Genomic DNA, 16445 nt, shown 5'->3' on the forward strand with positions numbered 1-16445 from the left:
GGCTGTAGGCGATCGTGGCGAGCCCGGCGGAGGCGAGGCCGGCGCAAGCCCCGGTCAAGCTGCGGTCGACCGGTGCGCCGCGCCGTGCCAGCAACAGCAGCACGACGAGCGGAAGCAGCGCATAGAGCGGTACCGCGATCAGGCAGCCTCGCCAATAGCGGCCGAAGATCAGGGCCTGCCACTGCTCGGCCGGCGCCTGCGCCAGCGTCAGCAGGGCCCAACCCGCGGCGGCCAGCAGCGGGAGCGCAATGAACGGCAGGCGCCGCGCCGGCTTCAGGCCTGGGCGCAGGCTGTTCTGGAACAACACCAGCGCGATGGCTGCGATGCTGGCGCCGAAGGCGGCCTTGGCGATGACCGGCAGCGTCGTCCAGGCGCTTGCGAGGTCCGGCCTAGTTCCGAGCGTCAGCAGGACGAGCCCGGCCGTCGCCGCGAGCGCTGCGAACGCCGCGAGCCAGGTCGCACGGCGCAGCCAGCCGGTATCGACCGGCCGGTCGTCCATGCTCATCAGGGAGATCAAATCGTCGGTCTGCATGTTCGATCTTCGAAGATTGTCCGGTTCAAGGGGAATTCGCGCGGAGCCGGCGAAAGGTTACGGCGGACCGATGCCTCATACATCCCGTCATGGTTGCCTCCTCCGTTTCGAGAGGAATTGTGCCATGACCCGAAGGCCGCGATGGATCGCGACCTTGGCCGCCGTCTCCGTCATCCCGGCAGCCATGGCGGCGTCGGCGACGCTGGCGCCCTGGAGCTTGACCTGATCGATCAGGCGCCGCGTGCGCTCCGGCAAAGCGTCCAGAGCGCGCGCGAGATCGAGCCTTGCCTCTGCCGCGGCGCCTTCCGCGGGGCCTGCCAATCGATGCGCCTCGTCGTCGAGCGGTAGCGCGCCGGCATGGCGGCCGGAACGGCGCAGATGGTCGACCAGCTTGTAGCGCGCGATCGCATGGGCCCAGGCCGTCACCGGGCTCACGGCATCATAGGTATGGCGCGAAAGGTGCAGCGCCAACAGGGTTTCCTGCAGGACGTCCTCGGCCTCGCTCGCCTCGGTCCGGCCGGCACGGGCCAGCATCTGGCTGAGATAGCCGCGCAGGCGCACGCTGATCGTATCGAGGAACAGACGATAGGCTGCGGCATCGCCGGCAAGGGCCGCGAGGAAGAGCGGTCGGAGCTGGGTTTCGAGCTCTTGCAGCGACACGTCTTGCGCTTGTTCGCAGGGGGATTCGTAACGCAATTCCGTTGCATGGCGGCAGCCGGCTCACAAGTCCGCGATGCCGAGATGAAGCGCCGGCTCGCCCCGGCTACGCTCGCGCGCAGGGGCAGGCTTCACCGAAGCAGCGGAGAGATCGCACATGGCATCGAGGCTAGGGCTCGCCGGTGCGCTGGCCGGTTTCGTCCTGGCGGCGTCGGCCACCGCGCAGACGCCAACCCCTGTCCAGTCCCGCGATGCCTGCCCGGCGGATACCGGCTGCAGCGTGGCGAGCGGGGGTTACCGCATCGTGCTGCCGCCGCAGGCGCCGGCAGGGCGCAAGGTCGGCGCGATCATCTATTTCCACGGCTATCAGGGTTCGGCCGAGGAGGTGATCGCCGATTCCGCTCTCGTGGCGGTTGCACGGCGGCTCGGGGTCGCGCTGATCGCGCCGGATGGCGCCGGCCGATCCTGGTCCTATCCCGGCTCGCCTGCCCGTCATCGCGATGAATTCGTCTTCGTCGGACAGGTGCTCGACGATGTGATCGCGCGCTTTCCCGTCGATCCCGGCCGCATCCTCGCCAGTGGTTTTTCGCAGGGCGGTTCGATGGTCTGGTATCTCGCCTGCCGGATGCCCCGGCGCTTTGCAGCCTTCGCGCCGATCGCCGGCGCCTTCTGGGAGCCTTTGCCGGAAAGCTGCGACGGCCCGCGCCCGCCGCTGATCCATGTCCATGGCACGAGCGATATGACGGTGCCGCTCGCCGGCCGCAGCCTGCGCCAGGGCTCCAGGCAGGGCGATGTCTTCAAAAGCCTCGCGGTTTTCGCGCCGGGCGGCTGTACCGCAGGCTTGGCGGACGCTGCGCGCGCCGCTCCTGCGCCGGAAGGCCTGGCCTGTCGGGTTGCGACCGGTTGCGCCGGCACGGCGCGGCTGGAACTCTGTCTGCATGCTGGCGGGCATATCGCTGATGCGGCCTGGGTCGAACGCGCCTGGCGGCTGACCATGCCGACGCCCGCTTCGGCCGTCGGTCTCACGTCTCCGTGATCGTGTAACCAAACCGGGCTCCCGCGCGATTTCACCCGCATAGCCGCTGCAGCGGCGAAGTGGAGAGAGACGATGCGTCACGAACGGATAGCGGCCGCGGAGCCGGCTGGAGCCGATCCGGCGGGCTTCGTGACCGGCGCCGATCTCCTGGCAGCCCAACTCGCAGCGGCTGGTGCGACCCACGCTTTCGGCATCCCCGGCGGCGAAGTGCTGGCCTTGGTCGATGCGCTCGAAAGCGCCGGGATCCGCTTCGAACTCGCGCGGCACGAGAACGCGGCCGGCTTCATGGCGGAAGGGCTCTGGCATGCGACCGGCGCGCTGCCCGTTCTGGTCGCGACGCTCGGTCCCGGTGTCGCCAATGCGGTCAATGTCGTCGCCAACGCGCAGCAGGACCGCGTGCCGCTGATCTTCGTGGCCGGCTGCGTCGACCAGGCCTTGGCCGAGAGCTACACGCATCAGGTCTTCGACCATCAGGCTGTGCTGCGACCGCTGGTCAAGGCGAGCTTCCGTGCCGCTATTGGCACGGAGGATGTCGTCGTCGCCAAGGCCATCGCCATAGCCCGGCGCGGGAGGCCGGGCCCGGTCCATATCGACCTGCCGATCTCGGTCGCCGAAGCCCGCACCGCCAGGCGCGCAGCACCAGCCATGCCCGCCGCGGCGCCTTGCATCCCGGCCGATCTTCGGGAAGCACAAGCGCTGATCGCCTCTGCGCAGCGTCCTCTGGTGATCGCGGGGCTCGATCTCGTCGCTCAAGAGAGCGGAGCGGCTGCGCTGGACGGGTTCCTGACCCGGACCGGTGCGCCGCTGCTCACCACCTACAAGGCCAAGGGGTTGGTGCCGGAGGGCGATCCGCGCGTGATCGGGGCCGTCGGCCTCTCGCCCAAGGCCGACGCGCTCGTCCGCCCGCTGATCGAGGCGGCCGACCTGATCGTGCTCGCCGGCTATGACCCGATCGAGATGCGCCAGGGTTGGCGGACCCCCTGGCCCGCCGGCAAGCCCGTCATCGACATCGTCGCGGAGCCGGTCCAGCACGGCATGCACTCTTCCAGCCTGCTGCTGGAAGGCGATGTCGCCATGACGCTGACGAAGCTCTCGGAAGGACAGGCGACGAAGACAGACTGGCCGGGCGGCGAGCCTGCGGTGGTCCGCGAAGCGCTCCGCGCCGCCTTTGCCGGTCCCGGCGCATGGGGGCCGCATGCCGTCTTCGAGACGCTGCGCCGCATTGCGCCGGCCGGCACGATCGCGACCGCCGATTCCGGCGCGCATCGCATCCTGCTCAGCCAGATGTGGGCCTGCGACGGGCCGCGCCGCCTGCTGCAGTCGAGCGGGCTCTGCACCATGGGCTGTGCCCTGCCGCTGGCGACGGGCGCGGCGCTCGGCTCCGGCCGGCCGACCTTGTGTTTCGTCGGCGATGCCGGGCTCGAGATGGTGCTGGGCGAGCTGGCGACGCTGCGCGATCTCGACCTGCCGGTGATCGTCGTCGTGCTCGTGGATCAGGCGCTCGGGCTGATCGCGCTGAAGCAGCGCCAGCTCGGCCTGGCCCGCGCCGGTGTCGATATCGGCGAGACCGATTTTGCCGCCGTCGCCCGTGCGATGGGCGGGCATGGTGCCATGATCGCCGACTGCTACACGCTGGCACGCGAGGCGGAAGCGGCCTTCCGGCGGAGTGGTTTCACCGTACTCGCCTGCCGCATCGATGCTTCCAGCTACGAGGGAGCGTTCTGATGGACGCAGCGTCCACCACCCCTGCGAAGCGCCCCCGCGACGAGCGGCTCGACCTTTTTCGCGGCCTGACGATGCTGATCATCTTCGTGGCGCATCTGCCGGAGAACAGCTGGAACGCCTGGATTCCCGCGCGCTTCGGTTTTTCATCCGGCGCCGAGCTCTTCGTCTTCTGCTCCGGCATCGCCAGCGCGCTCGCCTTCGGCAGCGTGTTCACGCGTCGCGGGCCGTGGCTCGGGACCGCGCGCATCGCCTACCGGATCTGGCAGGTCTATTGGGCGCAGATCGGCCTCGTCCTGGCGCTGATCGCGCTCGCCGCCGCGCTCGACCGGGTCTTCGGCCTTGCCGTGCTCGCGCAGCAATTCCAGCCGCTGCTCGCCGATCCCGAGAATGCCCTGCTCGGCCTGGCCACGCTGAGCTGGCAGCCCGACTATCTCGACATCCTGCCGATGTATCTCGTCATCCTGGCGCTCGTGCCGGTGATGATGCTGGCGCGCCGGCTCCATGCCGTCTTGCCCTTCCTGATCGCAGGAACGCTCTATGCGGCCGTCTGGGCGAGCGGCCTCAACCTGTCGGGCAATCCCTGGACCGGCGCCGGCTGGTTCCTCAATCCCTTCGCCTGGCAGTTCATCTTCTTCATCGGCTTCTTCATCGCCATGAAATGGCTGCCGGTACCCGCGCTTGGTGACCGGCGATTGATGATCGGAGCCGCGCTCTTCCTCGTGCTCTCGGTGCCGCTGTCCTTCTGGGGCATCCTGGAGCACTGGCCTCCGGCGCAGGCGGTCCGTGATCTCGTCATCCCCGCCAGCGAGAAGACCGATCTGCATATCCTGCGCGTGCTGCACTTCCTGGCGCTCGCCTATCTCGCGCTGAGCCTGATCGAGCCCTGGCGGGACCGGCTTGATCGCGGCGCAGGCCATCTGCTCATCCTGATCGGGCGGCAGTCGCTCGCCTGCTTCCTGGCAAGCGTTGTGCTGGCGCGGCTCCTGGGCACGATCGCCGACATGGCCGGGCGCGGCGAGGTCGTGGTGGCTCTGCTCAATCTCGCGGGCTTCGTGCTGATCCTCGCCACCGCATGCGTGGTCGGTTGGTTCAAGAGCGCGCCCTGGGCCGGCGCGGCGCGCAAGCCCGCGATCGCGGCGCAGGGCGCGCCGCCCGCGAGTGCTCCGCTGACAACACGGGTCCGTGAAGCGAGTTGAACGCCGCTTGATCGAGCCGTTGCGAACTCCCTGACAAGCGCCCTTCACGGCGCGGCAATGGAGCAGCCCATGTCTTACGCCGTTCATCACGATCTCTCCGGCGACCCGATCACCGCCTCCAGCGATGCAGCGCGCCTCGCCTGGAACGACATGCTCGAGGCGCTGCTGGCCCATGCCGCCGCGACGCCCGAGCATCTCGCCCGGGCGCTCGCCGCCGATCCCGACTTCGCGCTGGCCCATGCCGCCAAGGGGCTGATGCTGCTCTCGCTGGCCCGCGCAGAGCTCGTCGCCCCGGCTCGCGATTGCCTCGCCAAGGCGCGCATGGCGACGCTGCTGCGGCCGGTGACGCGGCGCGAGGCGATGATCGTCGAAGCCTTGGCGCTCTGGCTCGATGATCAGCCGCGGCGGGCCGCCGAGCGATTGGAGGGGATCCTCCTCGCCCATCCCTTCGACGTGCTGGCGCTCAAGCTTTCGCATGGCCTGCGCTTCATGCTCGGCGACCAGGCCGAGATGCTGGCGACGCTCAACCGCTTCGCGCCGGGCTTCGGCGAGAGCCATCCGCTCGCCGGCTTCGTCCATGGCTGCCATGCCTTCGCGCTGGAGGAGCGCGGTTTCTATGCGCAGGCCGAGCGTGTCGGCCGCCGGGCCGTGGCCCTGAGCCCGCGCGACGCCTGGGGCCGCCATGCCGTCGCCCATGTGCTGGAGATGACCGGCCGGGCTGAGGAAGGCATCGCCTGGCTTGGCGACGGGCGCGACATCGCCCATGCCAACAACCTGCGCTTCCACATCTTCTGGCACCTCGCGCTGTTCCGGCTGGAGCGCGGCGAGACCGGCGAGGTGCTGCGGCTCTATGACGAGGAGATCAGGTCCGAACCGACCGACGATTACCGCGACATCGCCAACGGCGCTTCGCTGCTGGCGCGGCTCGACTATGCCGGCGTCGATGTCGGCGAGCGCTGGGAAGAGCTTGCCGCCAGGGCCGAAGGGCGCGTCCAAGACGGCCGTCTCGTCTTCGCCGATCTGCACTATGCCCTGTCCCTGCTCGGCGCCGGCCATGGCGATGGGGCCGAGGCCATCGCCCGCGGCCTGATCGAGGATGCCAAGGCTCATCCCAGCATCGAGCGGCGCGCCGCCGCCCGCAGCGGCGCTTTCGCCGCCTTCGGGCTGATCGCCTTCCACGAGGGCGACTATGACGAGGCCGCCCGCCTGCTCGGCTCGGCCCGCAACGGCTTGATCGCGATCGGCGGCAGCCATGCCCAGCGCGACCTGTTTGAGCAAGCCTATGCCGAGAGCCTGATCCGGGCCGGCGAGCATGAACGCGCCGCCGAGATTCTCGGCGAACGGCTGCGGCGGCGCGGCGGCTCCAATCTCTTCGCCGCCCGCCGGCTGGCGCAATTGCGCGGTCGCGGCGCCGGACGGCTCGCTGCGCTCGCCATCGCTTCCACCCCGCTCGCCATCGCCCACTGACATCCGGAAAGGACCGCTGCCATGACCACCGCAACCATGACCCGCAGCTTCGCGCTGCCCTCGACCCGCACCGTGATCAATCTTGCGCTCGGCGGCTTTGCCGGCCTCGGCTTCTGGGAGTTGTTCTCGGCCGTGCCGACCGCCTGGTTCGCCGAATATCCGCTGGAGCCGCCGGAGCTGGTGAAGTCGCTCTTCTACCATCAGCTCGGCCTGACGATCTCGACGCCGACCGCCAAGCTGCTGCATTTCACCACCGGCTTCCTGTTCTATCCTCTCGGCTATTGGGGGCTGACGCGCTGGGTGAAGAGCTTCGGCATGCCGGCCGACGGCTGGATCTGGGGCGTGATCACCTATTTCATCGCGCTCGGCTTTTTCGCACCTCTGGCCGGGCAGCATTTCCTGCTGAACGACGTGCCGCGCCTGTCCTTCATGAGCCTCATCGGCCATGCGATCTACGGCTACCTCGCAGCCTATGTCTTCGAGGCGCTGGAAGCGCGCGGGAAGTAAAGCCCATGCTCGATCGACGCGTCTTCATCGGTCTCGCCGCCGCAGCGCTGGCGGGGGGCGGGGCCAAGGCGGAGGCACCACGCCCGGTCAACACGCTGGGCTCGGCCGATGGCCTCGCGATCCGCGGCTACGATCCCGTCGCGTATTTTCGCGACGGGGGTCCGCGGCTCGGCAAGCCGGAATTCTCGGTCCGGCACGGCGGCGCGACCTGGCATTTCGCCAGCGCCGAGCACAAGGCGCTGTTCGAGGCCGATCCGGAGCGCTACCTGCCGGCCTATGGTGGCTTCTGCGCATACGGCACCTCGCGCGGCTATCTCGTCAAGATCGAGCCGGAAGCCTGGTCGATCGTCGAGGGCCGGCTCTATCTCAACTACGATCTCGGCGTGCAGAAGACCTGGCTCGGGCGGACGAAGACCTATATCGCGCGCGGCGACGGGAACTGGCCGCGCTTGACGGCGAAGGATGTCCGGTAGGCCCCACCAGGGTCTTCCATCCACATCTCAGGACAAAACGCGCGCGACGGCCTGCGCCAGGAGCTGCACGCCGCGCTCGATCTGGCGCGCGTCCAGGGCGGAATAGCCCATGACGAGGCTGATCCGGTCCCGCCGGGCTTCCGTCATCGCCGGATCATAGAGCGGTGCCGCGGAGTGCACGCCGACCCCGACCCGGCGCGCTTCATCGATCAGGGCGGCTTCCAGGGATTGCGGCAGGTCGGTGAAGCGCACGAGGACGTGCAACCCGGCATTGGCACCCTCGACGCTGATCCTGTCGCCGAAGGCGAGGTGCAGCACGTTCAGCAGTGCCTGACGGCGTTCGCCGTTGAGGCGGCGGGCCCGCCGCACATGGCTTTCATACGCCCCGCTCTCGATGAGGGACGCCAGGGCCTCCTGCTCGGCGAGGGGCGAGTGCCGGTCGATCAATTGCTTGGCCGTCGCGAAGACCTGCTGGAGCCCGGGCGGGACGACGAGATAGCCGATGCGCAATGTCGGCGAGAGCGTCTTGGAGATGGTTCCGAGGTAGACGACGTTGTCGCTGTCACCCAGCCCGTGCAGGGGCGGGATCGGATTGATGTCGTAGCGGTATTCGCTGTCGTAATCGTCCTCGATCACATAGGCGTCGTTCTGCCGGGCCCAGTCGAGCAACTGGCGTCGCCGCGCGACAGGTAGCACGCCGCCCAGCGGAAACTGGTGCGAGGGCGTGACATAGGCGAGCCGCGCCGCGACGCCGGCCAGCAGCTCGGTCTGCAGCCCGTCGCGATCCACGGCGATGGGGACCGGGCAAGCCCCGGTGCCTGCGAAGGTGCGCCGGGCCATGACATAGCAGGGGTCCTCGATCACGAAGCGATCGGCGGGATCGAGGAAGAGCCTGGCGCAGAGGTCGAGGCCCTGCTGCGAACCGCTGACGACGATGATCTGGTCCAGTTCGCAACGCAGTGTCCGGGCGCGCCAGAGGTAGCCCTGCAAGGCCATGCGCAGGCGCTTGAGGCCGCGCGGATCGTCATAGGAGAGCCGGTCGGGGCGCCGCGCCATGGCGGCGTTCATCGCGCGTTTCCAGATCCCCGCCGGAAAGTCGGACGGCGCGAGAACCCCGTAGCGGAAGTCGGCGACGAGTGGGCTCGCGGCATCGTCGCGCCAGGCGGGAATGCCGCGGATGCGCTCGCCATAGGCTGACAGGCGGACCGCGCCGGCCTGGCTTGGCGTGCCGGCGCGAAGGTCCCGGCCGATGACGGCTGCGGCGACGCGCGGCTTCGCGCCCTGCCGGACGGTGATGAACCCTTCAGCCAGCAACTGCTCGAATGCGACCGTCACGGTCGTCCTGGAGACGCCGAGCTCCTCGGCCAGCATGCGCGAGGACGGCAAGGAACCATCGACCCCGAACACGCCGGCCACGATCTGATCTCGCAGAGCCTCGTAAATTCCGCGCGCACCCAAGGGGCGAGGCCGGGCTTGATGGCCATTCTGCTGGACCACTGCAACTCTCATCAACTGGCTGTTCTTGATAGGCCAGCATGACGCTATGCGAAGGACATTCCAAGGGCTGAGCGAGGCCAGGAGGCTGTGTTGGACGGTGGCATGACGGAGGCGGGAGCCTGGTCCGGGCTAGGCGAGAGTTCGTTGCCTGCCGAGGATATCCAGCGATTCACGGCCGACCCCGTGGCGTTCTTCCGCGCCAACCTGGCGGCGGTCGAGGAGCGCATCGCGCGAGCCTGCCAGCGGGCCGGGCGGGAGCGCGCCTCGGTGCGGCTGCTGCCGATCACCAAGACGGTGCCGGCTCCGATCCTGCGGCTCGCCCATGAGGCCGGAATTCGCGCCTTCGGCGAGAACAAGATCCAGGAGGCGATGTCGAAGCGCGAGGCGCTGGCCGATCTCGCCATCGACTGGAGCATCGTCGGGCATCTCCAGACCAACAAGGTCAAGTACCTGACCCAGTTCGCGCGGGAGTTCCATGCGCTCGACAGCTTGCGGCTGGCCGATCTGCTGAACGCGCGGCTGGAGCGGGAGGGCCGTTTTCTCGACGTCTTCGTGCAGGTGAACACGTCGGGCGAGGACAGCAAGTTCGGCCTGCACCCGGATGCACTCCTGCCCTTCGTCGAGACGTTGCATCGGTTTCCGCGCCTGCGGCCGCGCGGCCTGATGACGCTGGCGCTCTTCAGCGCCGACATGGCCAAGGTGCGGCCCTGCTTCGCCCTCTTGCGATCGTTGCGTGACGAAGCAGCGCGGCTCCATCCCGGCCTGACCGAATTGTCGATGGGCATGACCGGCGATTTCGAGGAAGCGATCGCGGAAGGCGCGTCGGTCGTTCGCGTCGGCCAGGCCATCTTCGGCAAGCGCCCCACCCCGGATGGGCATTATTGGCCGGGCCTGTTTTCGCGCTGACACGACGGCTGCGATCGTGTTGTCGCTGCGATTGCCGTTGGGGTCTGAACCAGGCTCCGCTGCTCCCGCTGCGTCGAACCGGCAAGCTTTGACGTGGCAGGTGCGATGCGATATTCACTGGGTCATCCGATGACTTGGTGAATTACGATGCGTGCGCTGAACAGGCCGAGCCTGGCCGAAAATGCTGCCGAAGCCATCCGCGGCGAAATCCTCGCGCGGCGCTGGGGCATCGGCGAGAAGCTGCCGAACGAGGCGGCCCTGTCGAGTGCGCTTGCGGTCAGCCGCGGCACCGTGCGCGAGGCGGTGCGAGTTCTCGCGTCCCAGGGCATCTTGGAAACGCGGCAGGGTTCCGGCACCTATGTGCTGTCGGCAACCGGCACGAGCCTGTCGCTCGCCACGGCGAAGCGCGCCGGCCTTCGGGAGCAGTTCGAGGCGCGGCTGGCGCTCGATGTCGAGGCGGCGCGACTTGCGGCACTCCGTTGTGCCCCGGTCGATGTCGCCCGGCTTCGCGCCTTGCTGGCGGAGCGTGGAGACTATGCCGGCGGTGAAAAGACCGCTTTCGTTGCCCGCGATTTCGCCTTCCACCGGGCGGTGATCGACACGTCCCGCAACAGCGTGCTGATGGGATTATACGATTTCTCTTCGCGGCTGATCGCGGAAACGATCGCGGCGACGCTGGAAGACGACCTGCCCGAGCCCGACATGGCGGCGCATCGCGCGATCGTGGACGCCATCGAAACCGGCGATCCCGACCGGGCTGACGCGGCCGTGCGCCGATTCATGGCGCCCGTCCTGAGCGCGCTCGACAAGGCACTGATGTCTTGAGCCAGCCAGCCGCCATTGCCCCGGGCGCAACCTCGACCGCTCTCTCGCGATTTCTCCTCGGTGCCAGCCTCGTGCTCATCGCGTTCAATCTGCGGCCGGTATTTTCCAGCGCTTCGACCCTGCTGCCGGAGATATCGGGCACGCTCGGCCTTTCCTCGCTGGGCGCCAGCGTCCTGACGACGCTTCCCGTGGTCTGCCTCGGCTTGTTCTCGCCCCTGGCGCCGCGCCTGTCGCGCTGGATCGGCACCGAGCGGACCTTGCTTGCCGCCGTGCTTCTGCTTGCCTGCGGCACCGCGCTACGCGGCTTCGCATCGGTTCCACTGCTCTTCCTGGGCACGGCCTTGGCCGGCGCCAGCATCGCCATCGGCAACGTGCTGCTGCCGGGCGTCGTGAAGCGCGACTTTCCCGATCGGGCCGCGCTGATGACGGGCTGGTACACGATGGCGCTCTGCGCGGGGGCGGCCGGCGCTGCCGGCCTGACCTTGCCGATCAAGCAGTCGTTCGGTCTGTCGCTGGGCGGGGCGCTGGCGGTCTGGGCGCTTCCCGCCTTGCTGGCGGGCCTGCTCTGGCTGCCGCAGGTGCTTTCGAACCGCTTCCAGGCGGCGGGGACCCGCCCGAACGTGCAGGGCCTGTGGCGGAACAGGCTGGCCTGGCACGTCACCTTGTTCATGGGGCTGCAGTCGGCGCTGGCCTATTGCGTATTCGGCTGGCTGGTGCCGATCCTGCGCGAGCGCGGGCTGGACGGCGTCACGGCCGGGGCGATCGTCTCGGTGTCGGTAATGATGCAGGCCGCTGCCTGCCTGGTCGCGCCGCATATCGCCGTGCGCGGCCGGGATCAACGGGCGATCAATGTCGCGCTCAGCGCATTGGCCGTCGTGGCTCTCCTCGGTCTCCTGTTCGCGCCGCTCTGGTCGGTCTGGTTCTGGGCGGTGTTGCAGGGCATGGGGCAAGGCGGCCTGATCGCGGTCGCGCTGACCGTGATCGTCCTGCGCGCCCGCGACGCGCATGTCGCGGCCCAGCTTTCCAGCATGGCGCAATGCGTCGGCTATCTGCTCGCCGCCATCGGCCCGCTCGTCGTCGGGCTGATCCATGGCTGGACCGGCAGTTTCGCCTGGAGCGCGGTGCTCTTCGTCCTGCTGGGAGCGGGCACCGCGGTCAATGGCTGGTTCGCCGGCCGGGCGCTGCATGTCGAGCCGTAGGGCACCGCTCACCAGGTCTCCTTGACCGTCTCCATGGCGACATTGGTCGAGGTGTTCGCGACATGGGGCAGGTTCGAGATCTTCTCGCCCAGCACGGCGCGGTAGCGCCTGATATCCGGCGTGCGGATTTTCAGGAGATAGTCGAAGCGCCCGGCGATCATGTGGCACTCTTCGACCTCGCGGATCTTCTTGACCTCTTCGTTGAATTTGCTCAGCGCCTTTTCCGTGGTGTCGGACAGCTTCACCTCGGCGAAGGCGATGTGATCGAGCTTGAGCTTCGCCGGATTGAGTGTTGCCCGGAAGCCTTCGATGTAGCCATCATCGATCAGCCGGCGAAAGCGGATCTGGCACGGCGTCTTCGACAGGCCGATCCGCGCCCCGAGCTCGGCGATCGAGATCCGCCCATCCTCCCTGAGGACGTCGAGGATCTTGCGGTCGAGCGCGTCCAGATCGCCTTCGATCGGTATTTCCTTGGTCTTTTTCATTTGTGAATCTCATATCTGAAGTCCGAACGGACTGCAGGTTAGCAAAAATTGGACCGCGTGAGAATCGCGGCCGTGATAAGCTCCCGCGCAAAGAACGGGAGAGGGTCTCGCCCCCGGCCCGTCCATTTCGAACCCGCCGGGAACCGCCATGAGCCAAGCCACCGCTGCCGCATTCGCCACCGACCTCAGCCCGGCGCCTTTCGAGGGCTTCGCCCCGCCGATCCGGGAGCAGTCGCCGTTGCGTCAGGCGATCACCGCCGCCTATCGCCGGCCCGAGACCGAATGCTTGCCGCCCTTGCTGGCCGCGGCGAAACTGGCGCCGGCGAGCAAGCAGGAGATCGCCCGCACGGGGCGCAAGCTGATCGAGGCGCTGCGGGCCAAGCACAAGGGCACCGGCGTCGAGGGGCTCGTTCAGGAATATTCGCTCTCCAGCCAGGAAGGCGTCGCGCTGATGTGCCTTGCCGAGGCGCTGCTGCGCATCCCGGACACGGCGACGCGCGACGCGCTGATCCGCGACAAGATCGCCGACGGCGACTGGAAGTCCCATGTCGGCGGCGGCAAGTCGCTTTTCGTCAATGCCGCGACCTGGGGTTTGGTGGTCACCGGCAAGTTGACCTCCACCGTCAATGACCGCAGCCTCGCGGCCGCCCTGACGCGCCTGATCGCCCGCGCCGGCGAGCCGGTGATCCGGCGCGGCGTCGACATGGCGATGCGGATGATGGGCGAGCAGTTCGTCACCGGCGAGACGATCGACGAGGCGTTGAAACGCGCCCGCCCGCTGGAGGCGCGCGGCTTCCGCTATTCCTACGACATGCTCGGCGAGGCCGCGACGACCGCCGCCGACGCCGCCCGCTATTATCGCGACTACGAGAACGCGATCCACGCCATCGGCCGGGCCGCGAATGGGCGCGGCGTCTATGAAGGCCCGGGCATCTCGATCAAGCTCTCGGCGCTGCATCCGCGCTATAGTCGCGCGCAGGCCGGCCGGGTGATGTCGGAGCTGCTGCCGCAAGTGCGCGAGCTCGCGCTGATCGCCAAATCCTACGATATCGGCCTCAATATCGATGCCGAGGAAGCCGATCGGCTGGAGCTCTCGCTCGACCTGTTGGAGGCGCTGAGCTTCGACGATAGCTTGAAGGGCTGGAACGGCCTCGGCTTCGTGGTGCAGGCCTATGGCAAGCGCTGCCCCTTCGTGCTCGACTGGATCATCGATCTCGCCCGCCGCTCCGGCCGGCGCATGATGGTGCGCCTCGTCAAGGGCGCCTATTGGGATGCCGAGATCAAGCGCGCGCAGGTCGACGGGCTCGCCGATTTCCCGGTCTATACCCGCAAGGTCCATACCGACGTTGCCTATGTCGCCTGCGCCCGCAAGCTTTTGGCCGCGCCGGACGCGATCTTCCCGCAATTCGCGACGCATAACGCCCAGACGCTGGCGACGATCTATCATCTCGCCGGCGACGACTTCGCCGTGGGGAAGTACGAGTTCCAGTGCCTGCACGGCATGGGCGAGCCGCTTTATGACGAGGTCGTCGGCCAAGACAATCTCGACCGGCCCTGCCGCATCTATGCGCCGGTCGGCACGCATGAGACGCTGCTCGCCTACCTCGTGCGGCGCCTGCTCGAGAACGGTGCGAATTCCTCCTTCGTGAACCGCATCTCCGATCCGAAGGTTACGATCGACTCGCTCGTGGCCGATCCCGTCGATGTCGTCGAGGCGATGCCGGTCATCGGCATGCTGCACGACCAGATCGCGCTGCCGGCCGACCTCTATGGCGCCGACCGCGCCAATTCGAAGGGCATCGACCTCTCCAACGAGGCGGCGCTGGCCGAGCTTGCCGGCAATCTCGCGGCGACGGTCGGTCAGAGCTGGCATGCCGTGCCGCTGCTAGCCGACAACTCCATCTCGGGCACGACGCGCCCGATCCTGAACCCGGCCGATCATTCGGACGTGGTCGGACAGGTCACCGAGCTTGCGGTCGAGGACGCCGCCAAGATCGCGCGTCTCGCTGCCGAGGGCGGCAAGGCCTGGGCCGCCGTGCCCCCGGCCGAGCGCGCCGCCTGTCTCGATCGTGCCGCCGACATCATGCAGGCCCGTATCGAGACGCTGATGGGCATCGCCATGCGCGAGGCCGGCAAATCGGCCGCCAACGCCATCAGCGAGGTGCGCGAGGCCATCGACTTCCTGCGCTACTATGCCGACCAGGCGCGCAAGACGCTGGGGCCGGCGCATGCGCCGTTGGGCCCGATCGTCTGCATCAGCCCGTGGAACTTCCCGCTGGCGATCTTCACCGGCCAGGTCGCGGCGGCGCTCGTCGCCGGCAATGCGGTGATGGCCAAGCCCGCCGGCGTCACCCCGATTATCGCCCATGAGAGCGTGAAGATTCTGCACGAGGCCGGCGTCCCGCGCGGCGCCTTGCAGTTCACGCCCGGCAGCGGGCGCCTCGGCGCGGCGCTGGTCGGCGCGGCCGAGACGGCCGGCGTGATGTTCACCGGCTCGACAGAGGTCGCGCGCGGCATTCAGGCGCAGTTGGCCGAGCGACTCTCGTCCGAGGGCAAGCCGATCCCGCTGATCGCCGAGACCGGCGGCCAGAACGGCATGATCGTCGATTCCTCGGCGCTGGCCGAGCAGGTCGTCGCCGACGTCATCGCCTCGGCCTTCGACAGCGCCGGCCAGCGCTGCTCGGCGCTCCGCGTGCTCTGCCTGCAGCAGGATATCGCCGACCGCACGCTCAACATGCTGCAGGGCGCGCTGAAGGAGCTTTCCATCGGCCGCACCGACAAGCTCAGCGTCGATATTGGCCCGGTGATCAGCGAGGGCGCTAAAGCCGAGATCGACGATCATGTCGCGCGCATGCGCGGTCTCGGCCGCAAGGTCGAGCAGCTCCCTCTGCCGGAGGCCGCGGCGAAGGGCACCTTCGTGCCGCCGACCATCGTCGAACTGAAGAGCCTGACCGACCTGAAGCGCGAGGTCTTCGGCCCGGTTCTCCACGTCATCCGCTATCAGCGCGACGATCTCGACAAGCTGATCGACGAGGTCAACGGCTCCGGCTACGGCCTGACCTTCGGCCTGCACACGCGGCTCGACGAGACGATCGCCCATGTCACCAGCCGCATCAAGGCAGGCAATCTCTACGTGAACCGCAACATCATCGGCGCGGTGGTCGGCGTGCAGCCCTTCGGCGGCCGCGGCCTGTCGGGGACCGGGCCGAAGGCGGGCGGGCCGCTCTATATCGGCCGGCTCGTGCGCAAGGCGCCGATCCCGCCGCAGCACAGCTCGATCCATACCGATCCGGCCTTGATCGAATATGCCGCCTGGCTCTCGGAGAAGGGGCTGAAGGCGGAAGCCGACGCCGCGCGCGAGATCGGCGGCCATTCGGCGCTCGGTCTTCATGTCGAACTGGCAGGCCCGGTCGGCGAGCGCAATCTCTATGCGCTGCATCCGCGCGGCCGCATCCTGCTCGCGCCGCAGACCGAAACCGGGCTCTACCAGCAGGTCGCGGCGGCGCTGGCGACGGGTAACCAGCTCGTCATCGATGCGGCCTCCGGGCTGAAGGGCGCGCTCTCGGGCCTGCCGGCTGCGGTGGAGGCTCGCGTGAGCTGGACCTCGGACTGGGAGGCCGACGGCCCGTTCTCGGGCGCGCTGGTCGAGGGTGATACCAAGCGTATCGGCGAGGTGAACCGCCGCATCGCCCAGCTATCCGGCCCGCTCGTTCTGGTTCAGGCGGCGAGCACGGAGGAGCTGAAGCGCGATCCCGATGCCTATTGCCTGAACTGGCTGCTGGAAGAGGTTTCCACCTCGATCAACACCACCGCGGCCGGCGGCAATGCGAGCCTGATGACGATCGGCTGAGCGGTATGCCGATGGCGAAGGGCGAGCGCTCGCCCTTCGCAATTGACAGCTTCCCGATCCCGGATACCACTCCGTGCGACGGCTGTCCGC

At 68.4% G+C, this 16445-nt stretch carries 14 protein-coding genes; 10 read left to right on the forward strand and 4 right to left on the reverse strand.

Annotated features, from left to right (window positions below):
• Both JHD80_RS18395 and JHD80_RS18400 read right to left on the reverse strand, forming a co-directional pair.
• On the reverse strand, nucleotides 1-532 hold a 532-nt coding region (locus JHD80_RS18395), incomplete at its 3' end, for an NrsF family protein (RefSeq protein WP_199090338.1).
• 87 nt (nucleotides 533-619) lie between these two features.
• On the reverse strand, nucleotides 620-1192 hold the full coding sequence (locus JHD80_RS18400) for a sigma-70 family RNA polymerase sigma factor (RefSeq protein ID WP_349237298.1): 573 nt from the start codon (nucleotides 1190-1192) through the stop codon (nucleotides 620-622).
• A gap of 154 nt (nucleotides 1193-1346) precedes the next feature.
• Here JHD80_RS18400 and JHD80_RS18405 point away from each other — a divergent pair, with 154 nt between their 5' ends.
• The 6 genes from JHD80_RS18405 to JHD80_RS18430 all read left to right on the forward strand — a co-directional run bounded on the left by JHD80_RS18405 (nucleotide 1347) and on the right by JHD80_RS18430 (nucleotide 7593).
• Nucleotides 1347-2225, forward strand: a complete 879-nt coding sequence (locus JHD80_RS18405) for a CE1 family esterase (RefSeq protein ID WP_199090339.1) — start codon at nucleotides 1347-1349, stop codon at nucleotides 2223-2225.
• A 72-nt stretch (nucleotides 2226-2297) separates the two neighbouring features.
• Nucleotides 2298-3950: a thiamine pyrophosphate-binding protein gene (locus JHD80_RS18410; RefSeq protein ID WP_199090340.1), complete on the forward strand. Its 1653-nt coding sequence runs from the start codon at nucleotides 2298-2300 to the stop codon at nucleotides 3948-3950.
• A complete protein-coding gene (locus JHD80_RS18415; protein WP_199090341.1) occupies nucleotides 3950-5146 on the forward strand; it encodes an OpgC family protein in 1197 nt (398 codons plus the stop codon). The genes JHD80_RS18410 and JHD80_RS18415 overlap by 1 nt, the downstream gene beginning before the upstream one ends.
• A gap of 69 nt (nucleotides 5147-5215) precedes the next feature.
• Nucleotides 5216-6613, forward strand: a complete 1398-nt coding sequence (locus tag JHD80_RS18420; protein ID WP_199090342.1) for a tetratricopeptide repeat protein — start codon at nucleotides 5216-5218, stop codon at nucleotides 6611-6613.
• A 21-nt stretch (nucleotides 6614-6634) separates the two neighbouring features.
• Complete coding sequence (locus tag JHD80_RS18425) at nucleotides 6635-7120, forward strand: hypothetical protein (RefSeq protein ID WP_199090343.1); 486 nt, start codon at nucleotides 6635-6637, stop codon at nucleotides 7118-7120.
• A 5-nt stretch (nucleotides 7121-7125) separates the two neighbouring features.
• Nucleotides 7126-7593 (forward strand): YHS domain-containing (seleno)protein, encoded by a 468-nt coding sequence (locus tag JHD80_RS18430; protein ID WP_199090344.1) that lies wholly within the window; start codon nucleotides 7126-7128, stop codon nucleotides 7591-7593.
• A gap of 27 nt (nucleotides 7594-7620) precedes the next feature.
• On the opposite strand, the gene pdxR is transcribed toward JHD80_RS18430, so the two are convergent.
• The gene (pdxR, locus tag JHD80_RS18435) at nucleotides 7621-9102 is read right to left on the reverse strand and encodes a MocR-like pyridoxine biosynthesis transcription factor PdxR (protein WP_199090346.1); all 1482 of its coding nucleotides are present in this window, start codon (nucleotides 9100-9102) and stop codon (nucleotides 7621-7623) included.
• 90 nt (nucleotides 9103-9192) lie between these two features.
• On the opposite strand from pdxR, the gene JHD80_RS18440 reads away from it, so the two are divergent.
• The 3 genes from JHD80_RS18440 (at nucleotide 9193) to JHD80_RS18450 (ending at nucleotide 12020) form a co-directional block, all read left to right on the forward strand.
• Entirely contained in the window at nucleotides 9193-9996 is an 804-nt protein-coding gene (locus JHD80_RS18440) for a YggS family pyridoxal phosphate-dependent enzyme (protein ID WP_199090348.1), read from the forward strand.
• A 147-nt stretch (nucleotides 9997-10143) separates the two neighbouring features.
• Nucleotides 10144-10821 carry a FadR/GntR family transcriptional regulator gene (locus JHD80_RS18445; protein WP_199090350.1) on the forward strand — a complete coding sequence of 226 codons (678 nt, stop codon included), beginning with the start codon at nucleotides 10144-10146 and terminating at the stop codon, nucleotides 10819-10821.
• A complete protein-coding gene (locus tag JHD80_RS18450; RefSeq protein WP_210339923.1) occupies nucleotides 10818-12020 on the forward strand; it encodes a CynX/NimT family MFS transporter in 1203 nt (400 codons plus the stop codon). Before JHD80_RS18445 ends, JHD80_RS18450 begins: the two co-directional genes overlap by 4 nt.
• 8 nt (nucleotides 12021-12028) lie before the next feature.
• Here the strand turns inward: JHD80_RS18450 and JHD80_RS18455 are convergent, their stop codons facing one another.
• Nucleotides 12029-12505, reverse strand: coding sequence for an Lrp/AsnC family transcriptional regulator (locus tag JHD80_RS18455; RefSeq protein WP_199090358.1), 477 nt, complete (start codon nucleotides 12503-12505; stop codon nucleotides 12029-12031).
• A 148-nt stretch (nucleotides 12506-12653) separates the two neighbouring features.
• Here JHD80_RS18455 and putA point away from each other — a divergent pair, with 148 nt between their 5' ends.
• On the forward strand, nucleotides 12654-16355 hold the full coding sequence (gene putA / locus JHD80_RS18460; RefSeq protein WP_199090366.1) for a trifunctional transcriptional regulator/proline dehydrogenase/L-glutamate gamma-semialdehyde dehydrogenase: 3702 nt from the start codon (nucleotides 12654-12656) through the stop codon (nucleotides 16353-16355).
• The last annotated feature ends 90 nt before the right edge of the window (nucleotides 16356-16445 follow it).

The organism is Allobosea sp. ASV33 (assembly GCF_016428755.1).
Classification (GTDB): domain Bacteria; phylum Pseudomonadota; class Alphaproteobacteria; order Rhizobiales; family Beijerinckiaceae; genus Allobosea.

Bases quoted from the DNA above. Each gene is read 5' to 3' on its own strand.
- JHD80_RS18405 (WP_199090339.1), top strand. From the start codon at position 1,347: ATGGCATCGAGGCTAGGGCTCGCCGGTGCGCTGGCCGGTTTCGTCCTG.
- JHD80_RS18410 (WP_199090340.1), top strand. From the start codon at position 2,298: ATGCGTCACGAACGGATAGCGGCCGCGGAGCCGGCTGGAGCCGATCCG.
- JHD80_RS18415 (WP_199090341.1), top strand. From the start codon at position 3,950: ATGGACGCAGCGTCCACCACCCCTGCGAAGCGCCCCCGCGACGAGCGG.
- JHD80_RS18420 (WP_199090342.1), top strand. From the start codon at position 5,216: ATGTCTTACGCCGTTCATCACGATCTCTCCGGCGACCCGATCACCGCC.
- JHD80_RS18425 (WP_199090343.1), top strand. From the start codon at position 6,635: ATGACCACCGCAACCATGACCCGCAGCTTCGCGCTGCCCTCGACCCGC.
- JHD80_RS18430 (WP_199090344.1), top strand. From the start codon at position 7,126: ATGCTCGATCGACGCGTCTTCATCGGTCTCGCCGCCGCAGCGCTGGCG.
- pdxR (WP_199090346.1), bottom strand. From the start codon at position 9,102: ATGAGAGTTGCAGTGGTCCAGCAGAATGGCCATCAAGCCCGGCCTCGC.
- JHD80_RS18440 (WP_199090348.1), top strand. From the start codon at position 9,193: ATGACGGAGGCGGGAGCCTGGTCCGGGCTAGGCGAGAGTTCGTTGCCT.
- JHD80_RS18445 (WP_199090350.1), top strand. From the start codon at position 10,144: ATGCGTGCGCTGAACAGGCCGAGCCTGGCCGAAAATGCTGCCGAAGCC.
- JHD80_RS18455 (WP_199090358.1), bottom strand. From the start codon at position 12,505: ATGAAAAAGACCAAGGAAATACCGATCGAAGGCGATCTGGACGCGCTC.
- putA (WP_199090366.1), top strand. From the start codon at position 12,654: ATGAGCCAAGCCACCGCTGCCGCATTCGCCACCGACCTCAGCCCGGCG.